This is a genomic window from Hydrogenophaga sp., assembly GCF_965657535.1.
Lineage (GTDB): Bacteria > Pseudomonadota > Gammaproteobacteria > Burkholderiales > Burkholderiaceae_C > Hydrogenophaga.
This window is the reverse complement of record NZ_CBFHOP010000002.1, coordinates 166,289-190,028: the sequence shown is the minus strand read 5'-3', so window position 1 is coordinate 190,028 and position 23,740 is coordinate 166,289. Positions and strand designations below refer to the sequence as shown.

General features: G+C 57.4%; 25 protein-coding genes, 2 tRNA genes and 1 pseudogene. 15 read left to right on the top strand and 13 right to left on the bottom strand.

Annotation, left to right across the window (positions count from 1 at the left end):
- The first annotated feature begins 21 nt into the window (after window positions 1–21).
- The 4 genes from ACTG4K_RS03650 (at window position 22) to ACTG4K_RS03635 (ending at window position 2,196) form a co-directional block, all read left to right on the top strand.
- The gene (locus ACTG4K_RS03650; RefSeq protein WP_439112834.1) at window positions 22–777 is read left to right on the top strand and encodes a cytochrome c1; all 756 of its coding nucleotides are present in this window, start codon (window positions 22–24) and stop codon (window positions 775–777) included.
- A 115-nt stretch (window positions 778–892) separates the two neighbouring features.
- Entirely contained in the window at window positions 893–1,504 is a 612-nt protein-coding gene (locus ACTG4K_RS03645; protein ID WP_159607845.1) for a glutathione S-transferase N-terminal domain-containing protein, read from the top strand.
- A gap of 56 nt (window positions 1,505–1,560) precedes the next feature.
- Window positions 1,561–2,106, top strand: a complete 546-nt coding sequence (locus ACTG4K_RS03640) for a ClpXP protease specificity-enhancing factor (RefSeq protein WP_439112833.1) — start codon at window positions 1,561–1,563, stop codon at window positions 2,104–2,106.
- A gap of 14 nt (window positions 2,107–2,120) precedes the next feature.
- Window positions 2,121–2,196 (top strand) — tRNA-Thr (locus ACTG4K_RS03635).
- A 39-nt stretch (window positions 2,197–2,235) separates the two neighbouring features.
- On the opposite strand, the gene ACTG4K_RS03630 is transcribed toward ACTG4K_RS03635, so the two are convergent.
- On the bottom strand, window positions 2,236–2,610 hold the full coding sequence (locus ACTG4K_RS03630; protein ID WP_439112832.1) for a DciA family protein: 375 nt from the start codon (window positions 2,608–2,610) through the stop codon (window positions 2,236–2,238).
- On the opposite strand from ACTG4K_RS03630, the gene ACTG4K_RS03625 reads away from it, so the two are divergent.
- From ACTG4K_RS03625 to ACTG4K_RS03605, 5 genes are all read left to right on the top strand, one after another.
- Window positions 2,605–3,555 carry a M23 family metallopeptidase gene (locus ACTG4K_RS03625; protein ID WP_439112831.1) on the top strand — a complete coding sequence of 317 codons (951 nt, stop codon included), beginning with the start codon at window positions 2,605–2,607 and terminating at the stop codon, window positions 3,553–3,555. The two genes, ACTG4K_RS03630 and ACTG4K_RS03625, sit on opposite strands and share 6 nt — an antisense overlap.
- Window positions 3,556–3,724: 169 nt before the next feature.
- Entirely contained in the window at window positions 3,725–6,484 is a 2,760-nt protein-coding gene (gene secA, locus ACTG4K_RS03620) for a preprotein translocase subunit SecA (protein WP_439112830.1), read from the top strand.
- A gap of 63 nt (window positions 6,485–6,547) precedes the next feature.
- On the top strand, window positions 6,548–7,795 hold the full coding sequence (argJ, locus tag ACTG4K_RS03615) for a bifunctional glutamate N-acetyltransferase/amino-acid acetyltransferase ArgJ (RefSeq protein ID WP_439112829.1): 1,248 nt from the start codon (window positions 6,548–6,550) through the stop codon (window positions 7,793–7,795).
- Complete coding sequence (locus ACTG4K_RS03610) at window positions 7,792–8,670, top strand: ATP-binding protein (RefSeq protein WP_439112828.1); 879 nt, start codon at window positions 7,792–7,794, stop codon at window positions 8,668–8,670. The genes argJ and ACTG4K_RS03610 overlap by 4 nt, the downstream gene beginning before the upstream one ends.
- A gap of 24 nt (window positions 8,671–8,694) precedes the next feature.
- Entirely contained in the window at window positions 8,695–9,147 is a 453-nt protein-coding gene (locus ACTG4K_RS03605; RefSeq protein ID WP_439112827.1) for an NUDIX domain-containing protein, read from the top strand.
- 49 nt (window positions 9,148–9,196) lie between these two features.
- On the opposite strand, the gene ACTG4K_RS03600 is transcribed toward ACTG4K_RS03605, so the two are convergent.
- From ACTG4K_RS03600 to ACTG4K_RS03570, 7 genes are all read right to left on the bottom strand, one after another.
- The gene (locus ACTG4K_RS03600; RefSeq protein WP_439112826.1) at window positions 9,197–9,400 is read right to left on the bottom strand and encodes a DNA gyrase inhibitor YacG; all 204 of its coding nucleotides are present in this window, start codon (window positions 9,398–9,400) and stop codon (window positions 9,197–9,199) included.
- An 8-nt stretch (window positions 9,401–9,408) separates the two neighbouring features.
- A complete protein-coding gene (gene zapD, locus ACTG4K_RS03595; RefSeq protein WP_439112825.1) occupies window positions 9,409–10,164 on the bottom strand; it encodes a cell division protein ZapD in 756 nt (251 codons plus the stop codon).
- A 55-nt stretch (window positions 10,165–10,219) separates the two neighbouring features.
- Complete coding sequence (coaE, locus tag ACTG4K_RS03590) at window positions 10,220–10,825, bottom strand: dephospho-CoA kinase (RefSeq protein WP_439112824.1); 606 nt, start codon at window positions 10,823–10,825, stop codon at window positions 10,220–10,222.
- A gap of 8 nt (window positions 10,826–10,833) precedes the next feature.
- Window positions 10,834–11,694, bottom strand: a complete 861-nt coding sequence (locus ACTG4K_RS03585) for a prepilin peptidase (protein WP_439112823.1) — start codon at window positions 11,692–11,694, stop codon at window positions 10,834–10,836.
- Complete coding sequence (locus ACTG4K_RS03580) at window positions 11,694–12,911, bottom strand: type II secretion system F family protein (protein ID WP_439112822.1); 1,218 nt, start codon at window positions 12,909–12,911, stop codon at window positions 11,694–11,696. The genes ACTG4K_RS03585 and ACTG4K_RS03580 overlap by 1 nt, the downstream gene beginning before the upstream one ends.
- Window positions 12,912–12,943: 32 nt before the next feature.
- Window positions 12,944–14,677 (bottom strand): type IV-A pilus assembly ATPase PilB, encoded by a 1,734-nt coding sequence (gene pilB / locus ACTG4K_RS03575; protein WP_439112821.1) that lies wholly within the window; start codon window positions 14,675–14,677, stop codon window positions 12,944–12,946.
- Between the two features lie 170 nt (window positions 14,678–14,847).
- Window positions 14,848–14,924, bottom strand: a tRNA-Pro gene (locus tag ACTG4K_RS03570).
- 188 nt (window positions 14,925–15,112) lie between these two features.
- On the opposite strand from ACTG4K_RS03570, the gene ACTG4K_RS03565 reads away from it, so the two are divergent.
- Window positions 15,113–15,268, top strand: a complete 156-nt coding sequence (locus ACTG4K_RS03565) for a hypothetical protein (protein ID WP_439112820.1) — start codon at window positions 15,113–15,115, stop codon at window positions 15,266–15,268.
- 78 nt (window positions 15,269–15,346) lie between these two features.
- On the opposite strand, the gene ACTG4K_RS03560 is transcribed toward ACTG4K_RS03565, so the two are convergent.
- Window positions 15,347–15,718 (bottom strand): hypothetical protein, encoded by a 372-nt coding sequence (locus ACTG4K_RS03560; RefSeq protein ID WP_439112819.1) that lies wholly within the window; start codon window positions 15,716–15,718, stop codon window positions 15,347–15,349.
- A gap of 37 nt (window positions 15,719–15,755) precedes the next feature.
- Here ACTG4K_RS03560 and ACTG4K_RS03555 point away from each other — a divergent pair, with 37 nt between their 5' ends.
- Complete coding sequence (locus ACTG4K_RS03555) at window positions 15,756–16,328, top strand: hypothetical protein (RefSeq protein ID WP_439112818.1); 573 nt, start codon at window positions 15,756–15,758, stop codon at window positions 16,326–16,328.
- Between the two features lie 225 nt (window positions 16,329–16,553).
- On the opposite strand, the gene ACTG4K_RS03550 is transcribed toward ACTG4K_RS03555, so the two are convergent.
- Window positions 16,554–16,733, bottom strand: coding sequence for a hypothetical protein (locus tag ACTG4K_RS03550; RefSeq protein ID WP_439112817.1), 180 nt, complete (start codon window positions 16,731–16,733; stop codon window positions 16,554–16,556).
- 875 nt (window positions 16,734–17,608) lie between these two features.
- The gene (locus ACTG4K_RS03545; RefSeq protein WP_439113133.1) at window positions 17,609–18,538 is read right to left on the bottom strand and encodes a polyprenyl synthetase family protein; all 930 of its coding nucleotides are present in this window, start codon (window positions 18,536–18,538) and stop codon (window positions 17,609–17,611) included.
- A 279-nt stretch (window positions 18,539–18,817) separates the two neighbouring features.
- On the opposite strand from ACTG4K_RS03545, the gene rplU reads away from it, so the two are divergent.
- From rplU to proB, 4 genes are all read left to right on the top strand, one after another.
- Window positions 18,818–19,129 carry a 50S ribosomal protein L21 gene (gene rplU, locus ACTG4K_RS03540; protein ID WP_304831029.1) on the top strand — a complete coding sequence of 104 codons (312 nt, stop codon included), beginning with the start codon at window positions 18,818–18,820 and terminating at the stop codon, window positions 19,127–19,129.
- Between the two features lie 13 nt (window positions 19,130–19,142).
- Window positions 19,143–19,400 (top strand): 50S ribosomal protein L27, encoded by a 258-nt coding sequence (rpmA, locus tag ACTG4K_RS03535; protein ID WP_439112816.1) that lies wholly within the window; start codon window positions 19,143–19,145, stop codon window positions 19,398–19,400.
- 142 nt (window positions 19,401–19,542) lie between these two features.
- Entirely contained in the window at window positions 19,543–20,613 is a 1,071-nt protein-coding gene (gene cgtA, locus ACTG4K_RS03530) for an Obg family GTPase CgtA (RefSeq protein WP_439112815.1), read from the top strand.
- 43 nt (window positions 20,614–20,656) lie between these two features.
- Complete coding sequence (gene proB, locus ACTG4K_RS03525; protein ID WP_439112814.1) at window positions 20,657–21,823, top strand: glutamate 5-kinase; 1,167 nt, start codon at window positions 20,657–20,659, stop codon at window positions 21,821–21,823.
- A gap of 232 nt (window positions 21,824–22,055) precedes the next feature.
- Here proB and ACTG4K_RS03520 read toward each other — a convergent pair.
- Window positions 22,056–22,933: pseudogene (locus ACTG4K_RS03520) on the bottom strand (IS630 family transposase).
- Window positions 22,934–23,025: 92 nt separating this feature from the next.
- Window positions 23,026–23,652, bottom strand: coding sequence for an RNA pyrophosphohydrolase (locus ACTG4K_RS03515; protein ID WP_439112813.1), 627 nt, complete (start codon window positions 23,650–23,652; stop codon window positions 23,026–23,028).
- Between the last annotated feature and the right edge of the window lie 88 nt (window positions 23,653–23,740).

Genomic DNA, 23,740 nt, shown 5'->3' with positions numbered 1-23,740 from the left:
CGATTCCGGAGAGTCAAGCAAATGAAAAAAATTCTTCTGGGCTTCATGATGGCCTTGGGTTTGTCGGGTGCTGCGCTGGCTGCAGGCGCGGGCTTCCCGTTGGACAAAGCCCCGCAGCGGACCAATGACATGGCAGCGCTGCAAAACGGAGCCAAGCTGTTTGTCAACTACTGCCTCAGCTGCCATTCGGCCTCGTTCATGCGGTACAACCGCCTGCGCGATATCGGTCTGAACGACAAGCAGATCGCAGAAAATATGACCTTCACCACCGACAAAATCGGTGACACGATGAAGTCGAACATGGATCCGGCGATGGCCAAAAAGTGGTTTGGCGTGAATCCCCCCGACCTGACCCTGGTGGCGCGTTCCCGCGCCAGCAAGCAAGGTTCTGGACCTGACTACATCTATACGTTGCTGCGCACTTACTACCGCGATGACACCAAGCCCACGGGCTGGAACAACCTGGTGTTCCCCAACATCGGCATGCCCAACCCGCTGTGGGAGCTGCAGGGTGAGCGAAAGCCCACCTTCGACAAAGTTACCAGCCATGGTCACGAGGTTGAAGTACACAAAGGTTGGGAGCCTGTGAAGGCTGGCACCATGAGTACTTCCGTATACGACCAAAATGTGGGCGATTTGGTGGCCTACATGCAATGGATGGCTGAGCCGGAGCAAAACAACCGTGTGCGCATCGGCGTGTGGGTATTGCTGTTCTTGTCGGTGTTCACCGTCATTGCCTGGCGCCTGAACGCTGCGTTCTGGAAAGACATCAAATAATCTGATCCGCGTTGGGTCCCACGCCCTCGGGCGGCGGACCTTCCGTTCCACAGTGGTTTGCAGCACCGCACGGTGTTTATGCAACCCACTGTTTTTGTTTTAAGGAGACTCCCTCATGATGGTCTTGTATTCGGGCACCACCTGTCCTTACTCCCACCGCTGCCGTTTTGTCCTGTTTGAAAAAGGCATGGATTTCGAGATTCGCGACGTGGACTTGTACAACAAGCCCGAAGACATCAGTGTGATGAATCCCTACGGCCAGGTCCCCATTCTGGTCGAGCGCGATCTGATCCTGTACGAGTCGAACATCATCAACGAGTATATTGATGAGCGCTTTCCGCATCCCCAGTTGATGCCCGGCGACCCGGTGGACCGTGCGCGCGTGCGTCTGTTTTTGCTGAACTTCGAAAAAGAGCTGTTCACACACGTGTCCATGCTGGAATCGCGCAGCACCAAAGGCAATGAAAAGGCTTTGGAGAAAGCGCGCGCGCACATCCGTGACCGTCTGACGCAATTGGCACCCGTGTTCCTGAAAAACAAGTTCATGCTCGGTGACAATTTTTCCATGCTGGACGTGGCTATTGCTCCGCTGTTGTGGCGCCTGGATTTCTATGGCATCGAACTCAGCAAGAATGCTGCGCCGCTGCTGAAGTACGCCGAACGCATCTTCTCGCGCCCTGCTTACATCGAAGCGCTGACGCCTTCCGAAAAGGTCATGCGCAAATAACGGTTGGTCAGACCCCTTTGGGTCTGGCACCAGTTCTTGCCTACGGACAGTCCCCCATGAATCCTTTTGAGTCAGAGACCCCATCCACACGCCCTTATCTCATTCGCGCTCTGCACGAATGGTGTGTGGACAATGGTTTTTCTCCTTATATCGCTGTGCAGGTGGATGCATCGGTGAAGGTGCCCATGGAGTTCGTCAAGAACGGTGAGATTGTTCTGAATGTGGGTGTCGACGCCACCAGCGCCTTGCGTCTGGGCAACGATTTCATCGAGTTCAAGGCCCGTTTTGGTGGCGTGGCACGCGAAATCATCGTGCCCGTGAGCCACGTGATTGCGATTTACGCCCGAGAAAACGGGCAAGGCATGGCCTTTCCTGCACCACCCGTAGCCTTGGCGGCTGGCCCTGGTGAAGCGCCCCATGGGGTTGTGCCTGCATCGGATCGCGCGAGTGTGGCAGATGCCGAAGTCGAGCCATCTGTTCGCGGTGCACTGCGCGCTGTGCCGATGAATGAGGGTGCCGACGATGGTTCCGACCCGTCACCGTTCCCACCCGATGGACCTGCGCGCGGCGGCGGTCGGCCTCAGCTCACCCGCGTCAAGTAAAATATGTTCCGTACGCCGCTTTAGCTCAGTTGGTAGAGCAATCGCCTTGTAAGCGATAGGTCGTCTGTTCGAGTCAGACAAGCGGCACCACCTATTTTCTGAGGTGATGTGAGCCCAGCGGAGTGTCCTTCAGCTGGGCGCCATGTGAACTTTGATCCGAATGGCGTTGACCTGGGCACCATTTTGGTTCAAAACCTGAAGCATTGCCGGTAGCAGCTGGCGCAGCTTGGTCGAGGCCGCTGCGCTGCCTACCAATATGCACCATTCGTTGTCTTGAATGGGGCCGGCTCTGATGTGCTGGCGCAAGGCCGCTGGAACCAAGGGTCGCACGAGCTGCAGGCAGTGCTGTGATGCTTGAATCCGTTCCTGGAGCGCGGCCAGGCTTGGAGCCTCGCCGACCGCCTGCTCCAGGCTGAGCATGGTGTGTCGTTGTGGGGCTGTTCGCATGCGTTTGGGGTGCTTCGGCTCGACGCCGAGACTGTTCAAAAAGGTTGAATTTTGCACATCATTATCACGGACGCCTGGTTGGCGAAAAGTAGGGCCCTGCACCTCAGTGGCTACAAATTGATCGGCGCCGGGTTACTCGCGTCGGTGTTGTTGATGCTGGGCTCCGTGGTGGCATACCACGGCGTATTTCTTGAAGGGGTGCGGCAAGGGTGGCCGGGTTTCGCATCGGTGGGTCGCATGGTGCACCAGAGCGAGGTAGAGACCCAAGAGGTCTTTATGCGTGAAAACCTGGATGCCATGGCTAAAAAGTTGGGTGAGATGCAGGCCCGGATGATGCAAATGGAGTCTTTGGGCGAGCGGGTGGCCGGGTTGGCGGGTCTGAGTCCAGCCGATTTCAAGGCGGTTCCCGGTGCAGGGGGGGCCTTGGTGGCCGGTCGGGAGCTTTCGGTACCCGAGTTGATGGCTGCGATGGAGCAGCTTGATCGTTCGAGTGGGTCGCGTGTCGATTGGTTGACCGTGGTGGAGTCTCGTCTGTTTGACCAGAAGATTCAACGCACCATGGTTCCTACGGAGCAACCTGTTGCAGGCGTGCGTGTAGGGTCGCCCTTTGGCTTTCGCGTGGATCCCATCACTGGACGATCTGCTTTGCACACAGGCTTGGACTTTCCGGCCGACACGGGCACGCCCATCTTGGCTGCGGCGGGCGGTGTGGTCGTGGTGCAGGAATACCACCCGGCCTATGGCAACATGATCGAAGTCGATCATGGCAATGAGCTGATCACCCGCTATGCCCACGCCTCCCAGGTGTATGTGAAGAAGGGTGACATCGTGAAACGCGGTCAGAAGATCGCAGATGTGGGTTCGACGGGGCGTTCAACAGGCCCTCACCTGCATTTTGAGGTGTGGGTGTCGGGTGTGCCACAAGACCCCCAGCGCTTCCTCGCTGCTGGTGAATCGATGGCCACCGCACAACTGCAACAGGGCCGATCCAGCAAGCCCTGAAAGTGCCCTGAGGCGGCAGGTAAAATGCTGTGTTGCTCTTGAAAAATGAGCGTTCGGCAAAAACTGACGGCAAGCCGTTGGTGTCTTTTGCCACCCGCGTTCGTAAGAACCTTCCGATTCCTTTTTGCCTGAACGGTGACCCTCCGGTAGCCGGTGCAGGCCTGTACGTATGGCCACAAACTTCCTTACCAAAATTTTCGGTAGCCGCAACGACCGCTTGCTCAAGACCTACCGCAAAACCGTGGAGCGCATCAATGGTCTGGAAGCGCAGTTTGAAAAGCTCAGCGATGAGGAGTTGAAGGCTCAGACCGAGATCTTCAAACGCCGCGTGGCCGACGGTGAGTCATTGGAGTCGGTGTTGCCCGAGGCATTTGCGGTGGTGCGCGAGGCCAGCAAGCGCGTCATGAAGATGCGCCATTTCGATGTGCAGATGGTTGGTGGCTTGGCGTTGCACCATGGCAAGGTGGCCGAAATGCGCACAGGTGAGGGCAAGACACTGACCGCCACACTGCCTGTATACCTGAATGCCCTGACCGGCAAGGGTGTGCACGTGGTGACGGTGAACGACTACCTGGCGAGCCGAGATGCGCAGTGGATGGGACGGCTGTACAACTTTCTGGGTTTGACGGTGGGCATCAACTTGCCGCAGGCACCGCGCGAGGAGAAGCAGGCCGCCTACCGTGCCGACATCACCTACGGGACCAACAACGAGTACGGTTTCGACTACCTGCGTGACAACATGGTCTACGAAGCCGCTGACCGTGTGCAGCGGGCTCTGAATTACGCCATCGTTGACGAGGTGGACTCGATCCTGATCGACGAGGCACGTACACCGTTGATCATCAGTGGTCAGGCCGAAGACCAGACCCCGCTGTACCTGGCCATCAACCAGCTGATTCCGCAGCTGGTGCGGCAAGAGGGTGAAGCCGATCCGCGCACGGGTGAAGGCGTCATCAAGCCAGGCGACTTCACCATGGACGAGAAGGCGCATTCGATCCACATGACCGAGCAAGGCCACGAAAACGCGGAGCGTTTGCTCAGCCAAGCCGGCTTGTTGCCTGAAGGTGCCTCGCTGTACGACCCGTCCAACATCGCTTTGCTGCACCACTTGGTGACGTCGCTCAAGGCGCACCACCTATACCACCGCGACCAGCACTACGTGAGCCAGAACGGTGAAATTGTCATCGTGGACGAATTCACAGGCCGCCTTATGTCGGGTCGCCGCTGGAGCGATGGCCTGCACCAGGCCGTGGAGGCCAAAGAGGGTGTGACCATTCAGCCGGAAAACCAGACGCTGGCGTCCATTACCTTCCAGAATTACTTCCGCCTGTACGGCAAGCTCTCCGGCATGACCGGCACGGCCGACACCGAAGCCTACGAATTCCAGGAAATTTATGGTCTGGAAACGGTGGTGATTCCGCCGAACCGCCCCAGCTCGCGCACCGATCAGCTGGATCGGGTGTACAAAACGACGAAAGAGAAATACGTCGCGGCGATCGAAGACATTCGCGAATGCCATGAGCGCGGCCAGCCGGTGCTGGTAGGTACCTCGTCGATTGAAAACTCTGAAATCATCGCCACGCTGCTGCAGACCGAAAACCTCCCCCACGAGGTGTTGAACGCGAAACAGCATGCTCGCGAGGCCGACATCATCATCCAGGCCGGACGTCCGGGCGCCATCACCATCGCCACCAACATGGCGGGTCGCGGGACCGACATTGTGTTGGGCGGCAACCTAGAAAAAATGGTCGAAGCGGTGCAGGCCGATGCTTCGCTTGACGATGCCACCAAGGCGGCACGCATCGAGGCGGTGCGCGAGCAGTGGAAGCTGGACCATGAGAAGGTGCGAGCGCTGGGCGGTTTGCGCATCATTGCGACCGAGCGCCACGAGTCGCGCCGCATTGACAACCAGTTGCGCGGCCGATCGGGTCGCCAGGGCGATCCGGGTTCGTCGCGTTTCTATTTGAGCCTGGACGACTCGCTCATGCGCATTTTTGCGGGTGACCGTGTGCGCGCCATCATGGACCGCTTGAAGATGCCCGAGGGCGAGGCCATCGAAGCCGGCATTGTGACCCGCAGCATTGAGAGCGCTCAGCGCAAAGTTGAGGCACGCAACTTCGACATTCGCAAGCAGCTGCTGGAATATGACGATGTGTCCAATGACCAGCGCAAAGTGATCTACCAGCAGCGCAACGACATTCTGGACGCCAGCAACCTGCGCGGGCAGATCGACTCCCTGCGCGATGGCTGCTTCACCGACGTCGTGCACCAATATGTGCCCGCAGGCAGCGTGGAAGAGCAGTGGGACCTGCCGGGTCTGGAGCGCAATTTGCGCGAAGAGTGGGCTGTGGAAGTGCCGGTGTCCAGCTGGGTGTCGGACGCTGAGGCGATTGATGTGGACGACATCGTGGAGCGTGTTCTGGTTGCTGCCAAGGATGTCTTTAACGGCAAGGTTCAGGTGGTCGGTGAAGAGAACTTCACCCAGTTCGAGCGTGTGGTGCTGTTGCAGACTATTGACAGCCAGTGGCGTGAGCATCTATCGGCGCTGGACTATTTGCGCCAAGGCATCCACTTGCGCGGCTACGCTCAGAAGCAGCCCAAGCAGGAATACAAGCGCGAAGCCTTCGTGTTGTTCGGGCAATTGCTTGACAGCGTGAAAAACGATGTGTCGCGGATTTTGATGAACGTTCGCGTTCAATCCGCAGAGCAAATTGCTCAGGCGGCGGAGCAGCTGGAAGAGCGGGCCGAGCAGATTGCCAACGTGACCTACACCGCACCCACCGAAACTGGTGAGGTTGAAGTCATCAACAGCGCTGGTGGGATAGGTGCTGCCTCCGGTGCAGATGCCATTCCCCGTGTGGGGCGCAACGACGCTTGCCCTTGCGGCAGCGGCAAAAAATACAAACATTGCCACGGCAAGCTGGACTGATATTCGGCGGTCAACCCCTCCGGGTCGCCATACCGCCATCCACGTATTTTTTACGGAGTTCTCATGCCTGTTCAACTCAATACCCCGCTGGCGGCTGACTTGCTGGCCATTCCTGGTGTGCGCATTGGTGTGGCGCAGGCGGGTATTCGCAAGGCCAATCGCAAAGACCTGACGGTTTTTCTGCTGGACGAAGGCAGTGCGGTGGGCGCCGTGTTTACTCAGAACCGCTACGCTGCGGCACCGGTGCAGGTGTGCCGTGAGCACCTGGCCTCAGGTGCGGATATTCGCGCTATGGTCATCAACACTGGCAACGCCAATGCAGGAACCGGCGAGCCGGGTTTGGCCGCTGCACGCCAGACTTGCACCGCCGTGGCGCGCGCACTCGGCTTGAGTCACGAGCAGGTGCTGCCGTTCTCCACCGGTGTGATCATGGAGCCCTTGCCTTTGGATCGGTTGCTGGCGGGATTGCCGCAGGCGCTAGAGCAGGCCGCTCAGTCGCCTGTGGCTTCCGGTGCGCAATGGCTCTCTGCCGCCGAAGGCGTGATGACCACCGACACGCTGCCCAAGGCCGCTAGCCGCCAGTTCTTACTGGGTGGTTCCACGGTGAGCGCCACTGGCATTGCCAAGGGCGCCGGCATGATCCGCCCCAACATGGCCACCATGCTGGGTTTTCTGGCGACCGACGCCAACGTGGCTTCTGAGCTGATGAGCACAGTGGCCCGTCGCCTGGCAGATATATCCTTCAACCGCGTCACGGTGGATGGCGATACGTCCACCAACGACTCGTTTGTGGTGGTCGCCACGTGCCGAGCTGGGCACGCTCTCATCACCGATCTCAGCAGCCCTGACGGTCAGGCCTTGCTGGCCGCATTGACGCCACTCGCGCAACACCTGGCGCACGCCATCGTGCGCGACGGTGAGGGCGCCACCAAATTCATCACTATCCGGGTTGAGGGAGGCCAGACGGCGGCCGAATGCCTTCAGGCAGCCTACGCGGTGGCGCACTCGCCTTTGGTAAAAACCGCATTCTTTGCCAGCGACCCGAACCTGGGCCGCATCCTGGCAGCCGTGGGCTATGCGGGCATTGCGGATCTAGATGCCACAAAAATTGAGTTGCACCTGGGCGACGTGCATGTGGTGACTGCCGGGGGCCGGCATCCCGACTACCGTGAGGAAGACGGCCAGCGTGTCATGAAGGACGCCGAGATTCTGGTGCGCATCGGCCTGGGCCGCGGCGATGTGACCGAAACGGTATGGACTTGCGATTTCAGCCACGACTACGTCACCATCAACGCCGATTACCGTTCATGAACGCGAACTTCGAACGCCTGCTGGAGCGTGCCGAGCAGCTGATGGCGCGCATTGAGTCGGTGTTGCCCCAGCCCCTGGGCGCTCCCGACTGGTCGGCCTCGGTGGCTTTTCGCTACCGCAAACGCAGCAGTGGCCACGGCGTGCTGGAGCCTGTGCGCCAGGTCGCGTACATGCAGTTGGCCGACTTGAAGGAAATTGATGGACAAAAAGAGAAGATCCAGCGCAACACGCTGCAGTTTGTGCAGGGTCTGCCCGCCAACAATGTGCTGCTGACAGGCGCCCGTGGCACCGGCAAGTCGTCCCTGGTTAAAGCCTGCCTGAACGAGTACGCGCCAGAAGGGCTGCGCCTGATCGAGGTGGACAAAGCCGACTTGGTGGATCTGCCCGATATTGTCGATGTGGTGTCCGACCGCCCCGAACGTTTTGTGGTGTTCTGTGACGACCTGAGTTTTGAAGACGGCGAGCCCGGTTACAAGGCTTTGAAGTCGATCCTAGACGGGTCGGTGTCTGCCGCTGGGCAAAACGTGCTGATTTACGCCACCAGCAACCGGCGCCACCTGCTGCCGGAATACATGAAGGAAAACCTCAGCTACACCCATACGACAGATGGTGAAGTGCACCCAGGTGAGGTGGTGGAAGAAAAAATTTCTCTGTCGGAGCGCTTTGGCCTTTGGGTGAGCTTCTATCCCTTCAGCCAAGACGAGTACCTGACCATCGTGGCGCAATGGCTTGCATCTTTCGGCGTGTCTGCCCAGGCTATTGAGTCGGCGCGCCCCGCTGCATTGGTATGGGCTCTTGAACGCGGTTCACGCAGTGGTCGCGTGGCCTATCAGTTTTCCCGTGATTACGCGGGCACCCATGCGGTCCGAGGCTGAAGCGTTGTCTTGCAAGGACTCGCTGTGAGCGATCCCGTCTTGGTGGTTGACGGTGATCTCCGTCGCAGCGAGGGGCCCGCACGCCCGATTGTGGACGTAGCCGTGGGCCTGTTGATCGCACCGAACGGTGATTTTTTGCTGACATCCCGGCCCGAAGGCAAGGTGTATGCCGGTTATTGGGAGTTCCCCGGTGGCAAGCTGGAGGCGGGTGAGTCGGTGGAGATGGCTTTGCGGCGCGAGTTGCAAGAGGAAATTGGCGTGCACATCGGTCCGGTGCAGGCGTGGAAAGAGAAGCTGGTGGACTATCCTCACGCCCTGGTGCGATTGCACTTCTGCAAGGTGTATGAATGGACCGGAACGCTGCAGATGCACGAAGGCCAGACCTTCAGCTGGGAACGGTTGCCCGTGCGTTGTGCGCCTGTGTTGCCTGGTACCTTGCCTGTGCTGGACTGGCTAGCCGCCGAGCAAGCGGTTTGAAGCCCATGCTGCCCTGCTGGCAGCTCAGCTCAGGTCAGGTCAGTTCAGCTCAGCTATGTTCAAACGCCGTGTCGTGATCGGTCAGCGTTGCCGGCAGTTTGAATGTTTCGCTGGCCCAGGCGCCAAAGTCCATGTTTTTGCAGCGCTGGCTGCAGAACGGTCTGTAAGGGTTGCTGGCTGCGTAAACGCTCGGGCCGGCACAGGCCGGGCAGCTAACGATTTTGACGGGGATGTCTGTGTCTTGATCCAGCATGTGTGGCCTTAGGCGCAAAGCGTGAGTTCGAATGCAGCGTCTTCTTGTGCCGGATGCAGGCGCTCGTCATCGCCCTGGCGCATCAGACGCACGGACAGCATCAACCGGTTGCCGCTGATCTCGGGTATGAGGCCAGCGGAAGGGTCCATGCGCAGGCGCAACAACTGAAACGTCCGGCCCTGTGGCAGGTTCTGTTGAAACTGCCCGTTGGGTGCTACCACTTTTTGTGCCGATCCTGAGTCGCGCAACATTTTCATCAGCAGGCCGATGGATGCCGCGAGCGGCGCCAACGGGGCCACCCAGCCCTGCAAATCGGCATGGCGCTGTTCGACGCAGTGGTGCTGCCAGTGAAAGTAGGCGGGTAGGTCGAATTCACACGTGCCACCCGGAATGCCAATGCGGCTGCGAATGCTCATGAGCCAGTCGTTTTCTGTCAGCGACTGACCGGTCTTTCCGTTCAACTGGCTCAGCTGGGTGAAGCAGTCGTCCAGCTGCGCAATGACCCCGTCAAGCACCTGCTCTGAAATGGCCGGGTTGCCTCGGTAGCTGTTGAGTTGAAGCTTTTGCCGGTCAATATCCTTGAGCACATCCGATTTCATGTCGGCACGAGAAGCCACGTCCATGATTTCGAAAATGGTCTGGATCGCGTAGTGGTGGTCGAGCGAATGGCTGCGTGGTACCAACTCAGACAAGCGCAGAAAGAGCTGTTCCAGCCGCAAGTACGTGCGGATACGTTCGTTGAAAGGATATTCGTACAGGATCACAGCGGCGTAGCTTCGTGGAGACGGGCCCAGGAGGCCAGGGCAAACAGGGCTTTCATCATAGCCCGAACCATTGGGCCAACCCGCTCACCAGCTCCTGCACGTGTTCGATCTTGTCTGTGTCGTTGAAGAGCACCACGTCAGCGGCAGTCAGGCGCAACGCGCGTGGGCTCTGGCTGCCTATGACCGCCGCAATGGTCTGTGCATCCCACCCATTGCGCTGGCCGACCCGGCGCACTTGCGTGGTGTGCGAGCAGTCCACGACCACCACGCGGTCTACCTGGTGGCGCCAGTGGGGTGACTCGACGAGCAACGGGATATCAAAGACCAGGCAACGCGCGTTTGACGTAGCTGCCAAGCGACGAATTTCTGCGCCCACCAGCGGGTGGATGATAGCTTCCAGCGTGTGCCGCGCTTCAGGATGGGCAAACACATGCTCGCGCATGCGCTGCCGGTCCAGCTCACCATCGGAACCGACAAAATCTTGGCCAAAGGTGCTAGCAATAGATGGCATCGCGCTGCCGCCACTGAGGGTGCAAGCACGGGATATGGCGTCTGCGTCGATGACGAACGCACCTCGTTGGGCCAGCAGCGAAGCTACGGTGCTTTTGCCACTCCCTATGCCGCCTGTAAGCCCAAGCCTCAGCGCGGGACGGGTGTGCATCACCCCGCTCACAGACCGATGAATGCCAGCATGGCAGACGGGCCAAAAACCATTGCTGTCAGTCCCGCTATGGCGAGAAACGGGCCGAAGGGCACATAGCCGCCTTCGCGCAACTGTCCCCAGACTTTGATGACCATGCCCACCACAGCGCCAATGACCGACGCCATGAGGATCACAGGAATCAGTGCTTGCCAGCCAAACCAAGCGCCAAAAGCGGCAAAGAGCTTGAAGTCGCCGTAGCCCATGCCTTCTTTGCCCGTGATCAGCTTGAACACCCAATAGACCAGCCACAAGGACAGGTAGCCGGCGACCGCACCCCACAATGCGTGCGGTAGGTTGGTGTTGATCAGGCCCAGTCCGGCAGCGCACAACCCTGCCCAGAGCAGCGGCAGCGTGATGTCGTCGGGAAGCAGTGTGGTGTCCCAGTCAATACAGGCCAGCGCCAGCACAGACGCAGAAAAACCGCACCAAGCCAGGGCTTCCCAGGTCAAGCCCCAATTCCAGCCGCACCAAGCAAACAGCGCGCCACAGATCAGCTCAACAGCAGGGTAACGCGCACCTATGGGTGCCGCGCAGTGGCCACACTGGCCACGCAAGGCCAGGTAGCTGACGACAGGGATGTTTTCAAACCAACGAATTTGATGGCCGCAATGCGGACATCGGGAGCGGGGCACCATGAGGTTGAAGGTGACGTGTTCTGCAGTGGCTTCGCTGGTCTGGGTGTCGCCGCACTGCAGTTCGGCGCATTCGGCTGCCCAACGCAACTCCATCATCTTGGGCAGGCGGTGTATCACCACATTTAAAAAACTGCCAACCATTAGACCGAAAAGACCCAGCATCGCTGTGTCTACCGCACTGAAGCCCAGCATCAAACCACCTGACCCAACTTGAAAATCGGAAGGTACATCGACACCACGATACCGCCAATGATGGTACCCAGCAGGACGATGATGATGGGCTCCATCAGGCTCGAGAGACCTGCGACCATATCGTCCACCTCAGCCTCATAAAAGTCGGCGGCTTTGCCCAGCATGTGGTCAATGGAGCCCGACTCTTCGCCAATCGCACACATCTGCAGCACCATGGATGGAAAGATGTTGGCGTTGGTCATCGCGTTGGTCAGGCTGGTGCCGGTCGAAACTTCCTGCTGAATTTTCTCTGTGGCTGATGCATAGACCGAGTTGCCCGAAGCGCCTCCCACCGAATCGAGTGCCTCTACCAGCGGTACGCCCGCCGCGAACATGGTCGATAGCGTCCTCGTCCAGCGAGCGATAACTGATTTCTCCACCAAAGTACCAAAAATTGGCATTTTTAGCATGAAGCGGTCCATTACCCGTTGCACCTTTTCATTGCGTTTCCAGGCTTGCATGAAAAAGTAAATGCCGCCACCCAAACCGCCAAAGATTAACCACCAGAATTCGGTGAAGAACTCGCTGATGGCGATGACGAAAAGCGTGGGTCCGGGCAGGTCCGCGCCGAATGAACTGAACACCTCTTTGAACGAGGGGATCACGAAAATCATGATCACCGCCACGACCACGAAGGCGACGATGACCACCGAAATGGGGTACATCAAGGCCGACTTGATCTTGGACTTGATAGCTTCGGTTTTCTCCATGTACACAGCCAGGCGGTCGAGCAATTCTTCGAGAATACCGGCCGCCTCACCCGCTTCCACCAAATTGCAGTACAGGCTGTCGAAATAGAGGGGGTTTTTTCGAAACGCAGCACTCAGTGAGGTGCCCGTTTCGACGTCGGTCCGAATGTCATTCAACAGCTTGGTCACACTGGGATTGGGGTTGCCCCGGCCTACGATGTCAAAAGCCTGCAACAGCGGTACGCCCGCTTTCATCATCGTGGCCAGCTGGCGGGTGAAGATGGCAATGTCTTTGGGCCTGATGCGCTTGCCCGAGGTCATGCGCCGCTTTTTCACCTTGCCCGGCACAATACCTTGGCGGCGCAAGGCAGCCAGCACCTGGTTTTCGCCCACTGCGCGTGTCTCACCGCGAACAGCTTTTCCGTTGCGGTCTTTGCCTTCCCATTCGAAAACAAAGTCTTTGATACTTTTGGATGCAGCGGTTGCCATGGGTTCCTCGGGTTCGGGTGTCTAGTGCCAGGTCACTCGTTGGTCACGCTGAGTACTTCTTCGAGCGACGTCATGCCCTGTTGGACCTTGAGCAGGCCCGATTCTCGCAGCGTGCGAACGCCTTCCGCGCCGGCCTGTTTAGCAATATCAAGCGCACTGCCTCCGCGCAGGATGATTCGTTGAATCTCCTCCGAGATTGGCATCACCTGATAGATGCCAACACGGCCCTTGTAGCCATTGTTGCAAGCGGAACAGCCCACAGGTTTGTAAGGTGTCCAGGTACCGTCAAGATCTTCGCTTTTGTAGCCAGCATCCATTAACGCCTTGCGAGGCACATCGAGTGGCACCTTGCAGTTCGGGCACAGGCGCCGGGCCAGGCGCTGGGCCGTGATTAGGATCACACTGGACGCGATGTTGAACGTGGGAATTCCCATATTCATCATACGGGTGAGCGTGGTGGGTGCGTCGTTGGTGTGCAGGGTGGACAGCACCATGTGTCCCGTTTGCGCGGCCTTGATCGAAATGTCGGCCGTTTCCAAATCGCGAATCTCACCGACCATGATGACATCGGGATCCTGACGCAGGAACGCTTTGAGCGCGGCGGCAAAAGTCAGGCCCGCCTTCTCATTCACGTTGACCTGATTCACACCGGGCAAGTTGATTTCTGAAGGGTCTTCGGCCGTGGAGATGTTGATACCTGGCTGGTTCAGAATGTTCAGGCAGGTATAGAGCGACACCGTCTTTCCTGAGCCGGTTGGCCCGGTCACGAGCACCATGCCATAGGGGCGCACGATCGCTTTCATTAGGCGCTCTTTTTCTTCCGGCTCGTAGCCCAGTGCATCAATACCCACTTTGGCACTGCTTGGATCCAGGATGCGGATGACGATCTTTTCGCCAAACAGCGTGGGCAGCGTGCTGACCCGAAAATCGATCACCCGGTCTGGGCCTATCTTGAGTTTCATCCGCCCGTCTTGTGGCACCCGCTTCTCGGAGATGTCCATGCGGGAAATCACCTTGATACGCGACGCCAACTTGTCTTTGATAGCAATCGGCGGGGCCGCGATTTCACGCAGCTCACCATCAACTCGGAAGCGCACACGGTAGTTGTGTTCGTAGGGTTCAAAATGCAAGTCCGATGCGCGCATGTTGAACGCGTCGATCAACATCTTGTGCAAAAACTTCACCACAGGAGCGTCGTCCACTTCGGTGGCTTTCTCTGCGGTGTCTGTGACCACCGCTTCCGTGGCAATGTCGTCAAACTCGAAGTCGCCGCCGACGATGTTGTCCATCGCTTCGTTGGCGCTTGTGGCCTGGCTGCTGACCAGCTTGCTCAGCTTGTCATATTCAGCAATGACCCAGTCCACACCCATCTGTGTGGCAAATTTGATTTTTTCTGCAGCCTGCTGATCAGCAGGGTCTGCCGTGGCGACCATCAAGCGGTTGCTGCGCTTGCTGAGCACAACAATTCGGTAATCTGCACAAATTTTGCTGTCGAGCAGGCCTTTGGGCAAGCGGGTGACATCTATGGCATCCAAGTCCAGCAGTGGAGCCGCGTAGGCAGTTGACATGGTGTGCGCCATGTCCGCAGCGGAAACTGCACCAGAACCTGTCAGCTCTGCAATGAAGCTCGTGCGGCTGCTCTGCGCTTTTTTGTACAGCTCTTCAGCCGCTCTTTGCCCTAGCTTGCCAGCAGCCACGAGTGCTCGTCCCAAGCCAGGCAATGCCATGGTGGAACTCTCTTGGATAACCGTATCAACAGACGCCATAAAGCCGTAATCTAACGTATATCAACGACTTGCACGTGTTTATTCAAGCGAATTGTGTTGGAATCGCGGAAACCACTGCTTTAGGCGTTGTGTGGGTTTTGAGAAGGTGCCATGCCCACACGCTCTGGGCAGGCGCAATGGTAACTGCATTGCATAGGGTGTGAAGATGGTGGTCGGGGAGAGAGGGTTCGAACCTCCGGCCTCTACGTCCCGAACGTAGCGCTCTACCTGGCTGAGCTACACCCCGATCGCCTGTCTCAAAAGCTCCTCTATCTGCTCTTGAGAAGAACACCTTGTCGGGATCGACGATGTGTTCCACCCGAGCAACAATTTTAGCAAGGCCTCATTGCATTTGTCGTCTAGCGCCAGGCGCTTTTGTTGAGTCTCCCTAGGGCCCACGAAAATCAACAGTCTTGTGGGGATTTCAAGGGTTACATGAGTCGCATCGATCCGATCAACATCAACACTGTGCCGCACGACAGCCTGCGTGAAACCCAAGGCAAGCTGACGTTGTTTGAGGGACGCACCCGCATGCAGGCAAAGGGTTCGCCAACTGCAGCGCACAGTACGCCAAAGGTTACATTAAACTGACATTTTCATTTTTCTGAAAAATTATGCATAATTCTGTCAAAAAATTTTTTAGTCAGTAGAATCCGCGGTAACAGGGCTCTATTCATTGTAGCCAGCCTTTGCAGAAGCGGGCTGAGCACCGGCTTGTTTAATAAGCTTGCTGAGCCGTTCCATATACGCAATTGCTTTGACGGTAGGTTCAATATACTTAATTCTTTGATCGCCTTCGGCATTTCTTATCGAGAGCATGCCCTTTGAGGCAAGGGTTTGAATGCGCCGGTGAACAGTGGCGGCTGAAAGGTCTTTGCAATTATTCATAGCCTGCGTCACCGTCAATGTTTCTCGGCTGTGCCATGCTAGTGCCACCAAGTTCAGCAGTCGCTGTTCAGATCCTTCAAGCTCAGGTAAGGAGTCCTTGATGTTCTCAATCAGATTTAAAAATCTTAAGTACGCTAAAGAGGTGGGGCTCATAATTTTATGATTTCAAGAATAATTTTTAAAATGTGGGATGTCTAAAATGGGAAATGAGTGGTCGCGCTACTTAACAGAGAAAGTATTAATATCCGCCCTATTTTTTATTGCTTACTGGTCTGCATTTAAGCTGCAGAACGTGATCAGTACCGAACTCGAATATACACAGGGTGTTTCTTTGGTATTTTTGCCAGCTGGTGTCAAGCTGCTTGCAATACTGTTGGGTGGCGTGTGGGGTCTTGTAGGAGTCGCGCTGGCTGCTTATGTGTTGGCGATTGAAGTCTGGAATCATTCATCGGTGTTTGATAACATCACCCACATAGTTGCTTGGTTAATCCTGCCTTATATGGCGATCAAGATGCTGCTATTTAAGTGGGGTGTCAGTGCCGATCTTGCTGAGCTAACCTATCCACGCTTGCTGGTGTTAACTTTGGTTTTCACTTCGGTAGGGGCAGTAACCACGCGCCTACATGCTGTGATGGTTTATAACAGTGATGCTGAGATTTTGCAAACAAGCATGCTTGCCATGGCCTTCGGTGACTTTGTTGGAGTAGGCATCGTGGTGGGATTGACTGTGGGAGTCGGCCTGCTGGCACGGCGGAGGTCATGACGGCCAGTATGCGGCTTGTAGCAGCAAAAACTGTAGGCTAAACCGCATTCGCCCTGCTACGTAGGCCCTGCATAGATTGCATGCATGCCCACCGCTTTGCGAGCGTTCGTATCAATTCTTGATACGTATTGCCGGGCTCTTTTATGGAATAGACGGTGCAATGCTGGATGGACAGTCGTTTTTTAATGGAGGATGCGCTGAAGATCTCTGTTGTATTAACGTTGATCAACTCGCACATGCCGGCATCGTATCGAGCTCAACATCAGTTCCCTTGGGCCGCGCCACGCATCCATAATCGCCGAGGTCCTTGGTTCCAATTGGCCGGTCCTCCTTGGAATTCTGCTCATTCGCTTTGGCGCTGAAAGTGGCATCGATTGGATTTTCGAGTTTTTTATTTTGGTCCATGGTTTGCTTCGCAATTGTTGTGCTGGTTATTGCGTGTTTGTCTGGTAACTTAAATATCAATTTAATAATTGATCAATATTTGAATAAATAAAATATGCAAGGCTTTTGAATGGCGATAGGCTGTTCGTGGCGGCTCAAGGCATGCGCCGCATGCTTGCTTTTCACGCGGCTTGCACTGCCAAAATTCGACGTTCATTTTGGCTGTCAAGTCCGATACGTCTGATTTTGATATGTCGTGGGCTGGTGTGTGCGATACGGACCAAGGTCATCCCGTTCCAGTTGAAATTTCGTCTGTTGGGCGGGCGCAAGTTCAGGGGCGTGACGTGTGCAGCACAGGGTTTGTGTTGTGGTATTGGATTTGTTGTTTCCTACCGCGGCCATGTCTTGGCAGTATTTAAACGGCAACCCTAAAAACCGCAAGGCTTTGGTTCTGTTGGGTAGGTCTGGCGTTCACACGTTAACGCTGTCTTCTGCCAGTTCTATTCTCTGCTGCTATTGCGGAAAATTCTTCGCAGAAAGCAATTGCAGGCCGAAACGCAACGATGGGTTTGTCGCGCAACTTGCTCTCGGGTGAGTTCAGTCGCAGGTCGAGGAATTGGCTGCGTACTAGGGTTGCGTGCTCGCACTATAGCGCCCTTGATCTTGATGTTGCTGAGCCGCTCAAGGCGGTGGACCAGAAAGCAACTCAGCCAAGCCAGGGTGGTCGGTGCGAAACGGTTCACGCCGTCTTGACATTTGCGGCTGCGTGCAGTGCTTTCGATGGCTCCGCTTTCAGTCAGCTGTTTCTCCTCGAACTGTGCAGACCTGTCCGCGGTATTCGCTGCTGTTGAAGCTTCCCACGTGGTTTGCTGGCAAGCGCGATCGACGGATCCTTCTCAGGAGCGGCGACCCATTAACCCGGTTGCCAACGCTAGCAAAGCCGCACTGTATTCGTTGTTGGGAAGCTGTCTGGCCGCATCGGCGGCGCGCTGCGCTTCAGCCATGGCGCTTGCCCGAGCAGTGTCCAGTGCGCCGGTCTCAAGAATGATGGCCAAGATGTCGTCCAGGTGGGCTGAATCACCCCGCTCAATGGCATGGCGGATTAGCCGTTGCTGCGGAGCTGAAGCAGTTTTGAGGGCGCAGATGATGGGCAGAGTCACTTTGCCTTCGCGCAGGTCGTCTCCCAGATTTTTTCCAAGCTCTTCGGCCTTGCCCTCGTAGTCAAGCACGTCGTCAATCACCTGAAACGCTGTGCCCAGCGCCTGGCCATAGGTGGCGCACACCTCCTCGGTCTGGACGTCGGCGCCTGCCAAGATGGGAGCAAGCCTAGCGCTGGCTTCAAACAGTTTCGCGGTTTTGGAGCGGATTACACGCAGATAATTTGCCTCGCTTAGCGAGGCATCGCGCATGTTCATGAGCTGCAGCACCTCGCCTTCGGCGATCACATTGGTCGCGTCTGAGAGCACCTGCATCACGCGCATGTTGTTCACGTCCACCATCATCTGAAACGCACGGGAATACAAAAAGTCACCCACTAGCACGCTGGCGGCGTTGCCAAAGCGCTCATTCGCCGTTTCGCGTCCACGGCGCAGTGTCGACTCGTCCACCACGTCGTCGTGAAGCAGTGTGGCTGTGTGTATGAACTCCACCACTGCGGCCAGGGTGTGGCGGTGGGTATTGTGATTGTTCAGTGCGCCACTCATGAGCAGCAGCAGGGCGGGGCGCAGCCTTTTGCCACCGGCTGAAATGATGTACTGCGCCACCTCGCGCACCAAGGGCACTTCGGTGGTGAGCCGTTCGCTGATGACTTGGTCAACCCTATGCATGTCGGGTTCGATGAGGTCCAACGGGTTGGCTGGAGGGCTGGAAGGATTGGTCAAGGTGGGTCTGCGGCTGGTGGGCTTTTCGAAAAGCAGTGCCAGATTATAGAAACGGGAGCGGCTCTCCACGGGCTGTGCAACCGGGCAGTGTGCTGCATGCCGGGACGCGAGGCGTTGTCTTTCAGGGCTGTGCTTGATTTGCTCGTTAACCCGTGCTATAATTTCGAGTTCGGTGGAATTTGGTCTGCCGAATATCCATTCGTGGATTTTTTACAAGAGGTTCATATGTACGCGGTCATAAAAACCGGCGGCAAACAGTATCGTGTTGCTGCTGGCGAAAAAATTAAAGTAGAACAGATTGCTGCGGATGTGGGCCAAGAGATCGTGTTTGACCAGGTTCTGGCTGTCGGTAACGGCAGCGAGATCAAGGTAGGCACTCCCTTGGTTTCCGGCGCAACGGTCACAGTCACGGTTTTGTCGCATGGCAGGCACGACAAGGTACACATCTTCAAGATGCGTCGTCGCAAGCACTACCAGAAGCGCCAAGGTCACCGTCAAAATTTCACCGAACTGCAGATTTCGTCGATCGCAGCCTGAGGAGTAAGTCAACATGGCACAGAAAAAAGGCGGCGGCTCAACGCGAAACGGGCGCGATTCCAAGCCCAAGATGCTCGGCGTGAAAGCGTTTGGCGGTGAAGTGGTCAGCGCAGGTTCGATCATCGTGCGCCAGCGTGGTACCAAGTTCCATCCCGGCATGAACGTCGGTTTGGGCAAGGATCACACCATTTTTGCGACGGTCGATGGCCGTGTCAGCTTCGCCATCAAAGGCGCGCTGAACCGCCAGACGGTCAACATCACACCTTTGTGATGGGGCCTGCCGGTGTGGCTGCCGGGTTTGTGAAAACCTCGCAGTCTGCCGGCGCTGGTGATGTCCTGAATACAAAAGGCCCGCCTGTGCGGGCTTTTTGTATTGGTCATTGTTGTGTCAGTTGTTCCTGGGAAGAGATGTCATGAAATTTGTGGACGAAGCTACGATCGATGTCGCTGCGGGCGATGGCGGCAACGGCTGCGCATCGTTCCGGCATGAAAAGTACAAGGAGTTTGGCGGCCCCGATGGGGGCGATGGCGGTCGCGGTGGCAACATTTACGCGGTGGCCGATGCCAGCTTGAATACGTTGGTTGATTTTCGCTACACACGCCGGTTTGAAGCACACCGGGGCGAGCACGGCAAAGGCTCGGACATGTTTGGTGTAAAGGGCGACGACATCGTGCTCAAGATGCCGGTGGGCACCATCATTGCGGATGCCGAAACGGGTGAGGTCTTGCACGAGCTGCTGCAGCCCGGTGAGCAGATCACCATCGCCAAGGGTGGTGATGGAGGCTTCGGCAACATGCACTACAAGAGCTCGACGAACCGTGCACCGCGTCAGAAGACGATGGGCTGGGCGGGTGAGCGGCGCACGCTCAAGCTGGAACTGAAGGTGCTGGCCGATGTGGGTCTGCTGGGTATGCCCAATGCCGGCAAGTCCACCCTGATCTCTGCCATTTCCAATGCCCGTCCCAAGATTGCCGACTATCCTTTCACCACGCTGCACCCCAATCTGGGCGTGGTTCGCGTGGCGCCTGAAAAGAGCTTTGTCGTGGCCGATGTGCCTGGCTTGATCGAAGGCGCCTCGGAAGGTGCGGGTCTGGGTCACCAGTTTTTGCGCCACCTGCAGCGCACCCGCCTGCTGCTGCATCTTGTGGATGTGGCGCCTTTCGACGAAGGGGTTGACCCGGTCGCGCAGGCCAAAGCGATCGTGGCCGAACTGAAAAAATTCGATCAGTCGCTGTACGACAAGCCGCGCTGGCTGGTGTTGAACAAGCTGGACATGGTGCCAACCGATGAGCGCGAGGCTCGGGTGAAGGACATTGTGAAACGCTTGAAATACAAAGGGCCGGTGTTCGAGATCTCCGCGTTAACGCGTGAGGGTTGCGAGTTGCTGGTTCAAAAGGTGTACCAGCACATCGCGCAAGTGCACCAGGCTCAGCAGCCGGTCGAGGTTGACCCTCGTTTTGCAGCGGCGCCAGACCCGACTTGATTTGCCCATGCGAACTCCCGATGTTGACCACGTTTGAACCAACATGACGCTAGATGTTTCCCTCAACACCCAGCAACAGGCTGCCTCCGCGGCCCTTTTGAAGAACGCCCGCCGCATCGTGGTCAAGGTGGGTTCTAGCCTGGTCACGAACGAAGGCAGGGGTCTGGACGAAGAGGCCATCGGGCAATGGAGCCAGCAGCTGGCGGCTTTGGTCAAAGATGGTCGGGAACTGATCATGGTGAGCAGCGGCGCCGTTGCCGAAGGCATGAAGCGCCTGGGCTGGACCGTTCGGCCGAGGGAAATCAATGAGCTGCAGGCGGCGGCTGCCGTGGGGCAAATGGGTTTGGTACAGATGTACGAGACCAAGCTGCGAGAGTGCGGCGTGGGCAGCGCCCAAGTGTTGCTGACGCACGCTGATCTGGCCGATCGAGAACGCTATCTCAATGCACGATCAACATTGCTCACGCTGTTGCAATTGGGCGTGGTGCCGGTGATCAATGAAAACGACACCGTGGTCAACGATGAAATCAAGTTTGGTGATAACGACACCCTTGGTGCGCTCGTGGCCAACTTGGTGGAAGCCGATGCCTTGGTCATTTTGACCGACCAAAAAGGTCTTTACACCGCGGACCCGCGGCGAGACCCGTCTGCAAAGTTCGTTCATGTTGCCCGTGCGGGTGACCCTCAGCTTGAAACGATGGCTGGTGGGGCTGGCTCGGGCATTGGTAAGGGCGGGATGATCACCAAAATTTTGGCGGCCAAACGGGCTGCTGGTTCGGGTGCTTCGACCGTCATCGCCTGGGGGCGCGAGCCGCAGGTGCTCATGCGTCTGTGCGGCGGGGAAGCCATCGGTACCTGCCTGCTGGCGCAGACGCCCAAGAACCAGGCCCGCAAGCGCTGGATGGCTGACCATTTGCAATTGCGTGGCTCGGTGTGTGTGGATGCTGGCGCAGTGGGCAAAATCGTGAGCGACGGCAAGAGCCTGCTACCGATCGGCATGACCGCCGTGGAGGGCGATTTTTCGCGCGGCGACGTGATTGCTGTGCGAGACGCCAATGGTCTGGAAATTGCCCGCGGTCTGGCCAACTACGCCAGCTCGGAAGCGCGGCTGATCTGCCGCAAGGCTTCAAGCGACTTTGAGCGCCTGCTGGGCTATTCGGCCGAGCCCGAAATGATCCACCGCGACAACTTGGTGCTCACGCGAGGCTGACGCGCTTGCGCCGTCAGCGGCTGCACTGCTATTGGCACGCCCGGCGGCCGTTTGACGGCCTGTCTTGCACGCAGCCCGGCCCTCATAACGCGAAGAGAGCATCAGCGGGTGACCAAAATGTTTGCAAGGGAATCGCCTGAGCCAGGTGCTCGCCGAGGAAGCTTGTGCGATCTTCGCAGTTTCTCCCACTCAGCCCATCCCAATGCCTATATTGTTGCGGCCCTGTGAAGTCTTAAGCCGCATAGCGAACGTGCCGGTCCTGGAGGTCGCTCATGCCGCGCTTGGGGTTTCGCTCCAGCATCGCCATGTGATCGTTGGCCGTATCGCTTAGCTTGGCCTTGGTTCGCACTGGCACGCGTTTGCCCATCCCTTGTTTCAAGTCCGCGTTGAGCCGCTCATCTGGGTTGATTTTTGGGCATTAGCTGGGCAGGTAGAACAGCTCAAGCGCGTCTTGCCCTGGTTGGTCACCTTGGCAATCATGGAGAGCTTTTGACGGGTACCGCCCACGGCCATGGCCACCGGTGTTTTGCCCGCTGGTGCAAAGTTTCTGCCGCGTACATCGGTGTTGACCGAAGCCGTCTCGTCGCCCCAATGAATCTCAGCCCCCTCGGCCCTGGCGCGTTGCTCGATGTCCAGGTGCTCGCCCTCCAGCCAAGCTTGCACGGCAGCAGGGCTTTGCTCGTAGGCGCGCTTGCTGGGCTTTTGCGGTGTGAAGCTCCCGCGGGTGAGGCACTTGCCAACACTGCTCACTTGCAGCTTGATGCCAAATTTTTGTTCGATGAGCTGACCCACTGCAGCCTGGCTCTACAAGCTGAAATCCATCTTGAGTTGCTCGGGACGTTTGTCGAGGATCAGGCGCTGGATCGTTTCTTCCTGCGCCGCACTGAGCACCCGGCCATCGCCTCTGGCTCGCCCACGAACAGCGGGACGTATCGCACCCCAGCCGCCAGCGGCAAATAGATCGATAGCCGTTCGTACGGTCGGGTAGCTCAGTCCCGTCATCGTGACGATCTGCATGATCTTGGTGCCTTGTATGTACAGCCTCACAACTTGCTTGCGGCGTTCGTGAAGTTGCTCCAGTGTCTGACTTCTTGCGCTTTCTTTCTCCATGATGCTCTGATCACGAAATTCAGACTTTATTGGGCGTCATCTACAAGCGCCGAGACGGTCTGTTGGATGTCTTGTCGTTGAGCACCGGTTTCTCACGCCCGGTTGTCACTCTGCGGGTCGGGGTCAAAGCTCGCACCGGGTGGAAGTTCCAGCCCCGGTGGCATGCTGGGGAACGACATGTTGGATGTACCATCTTCGGCCAATCGCAGGCGCATGCCGCCCCGCAGAAAGCGGTTGCGGGTGTCGTTTCGCGGCAGGTAGCGGGCCAGTTCGGTCAGCGCCATTTCGTAAACGCCGCGTTTGAACTCGACCACCACGTCCAGCGGTACCCAGTAGTCGTGCCAGCGCCAGGCATCAAACTCTGGGTGGCTGGTTGCGCGCAGATTCAGGTTCCAGTCCTGCGCAACCAGGCGCAACAGGTACCAGATCTGCTTTTGTCCTTTGTAATGTCCACGCGCATCGCGCCGGATGAAACGGTCAGGCACCTCGTAGCGCAACCAGTCCCGCGTGCGGGCCACAATGCTCACGTGTTCGGGCATCAAACCCACTTCCTCGTGCAGCTCGCGGTACATCGCCTGTTCGGGTGTCTCGCCCCGGTCGATACCACCCTGCGGAAACTGCCAGGAATGGGAGCGTATGCGCTTGCCCCAAAACACCTGGTTTCTCTGGTTGAGCAGAATGATGCCGACATTGGGCCTGAAGCCTTCTCTGTCAAGCATAATCAACCCCAAATTTTTAAACTGTGTTCATTATGCATCGCCAACCGGGGCTTGCGAAGTGATCACCCACCTGTATTGCGCCCGAACG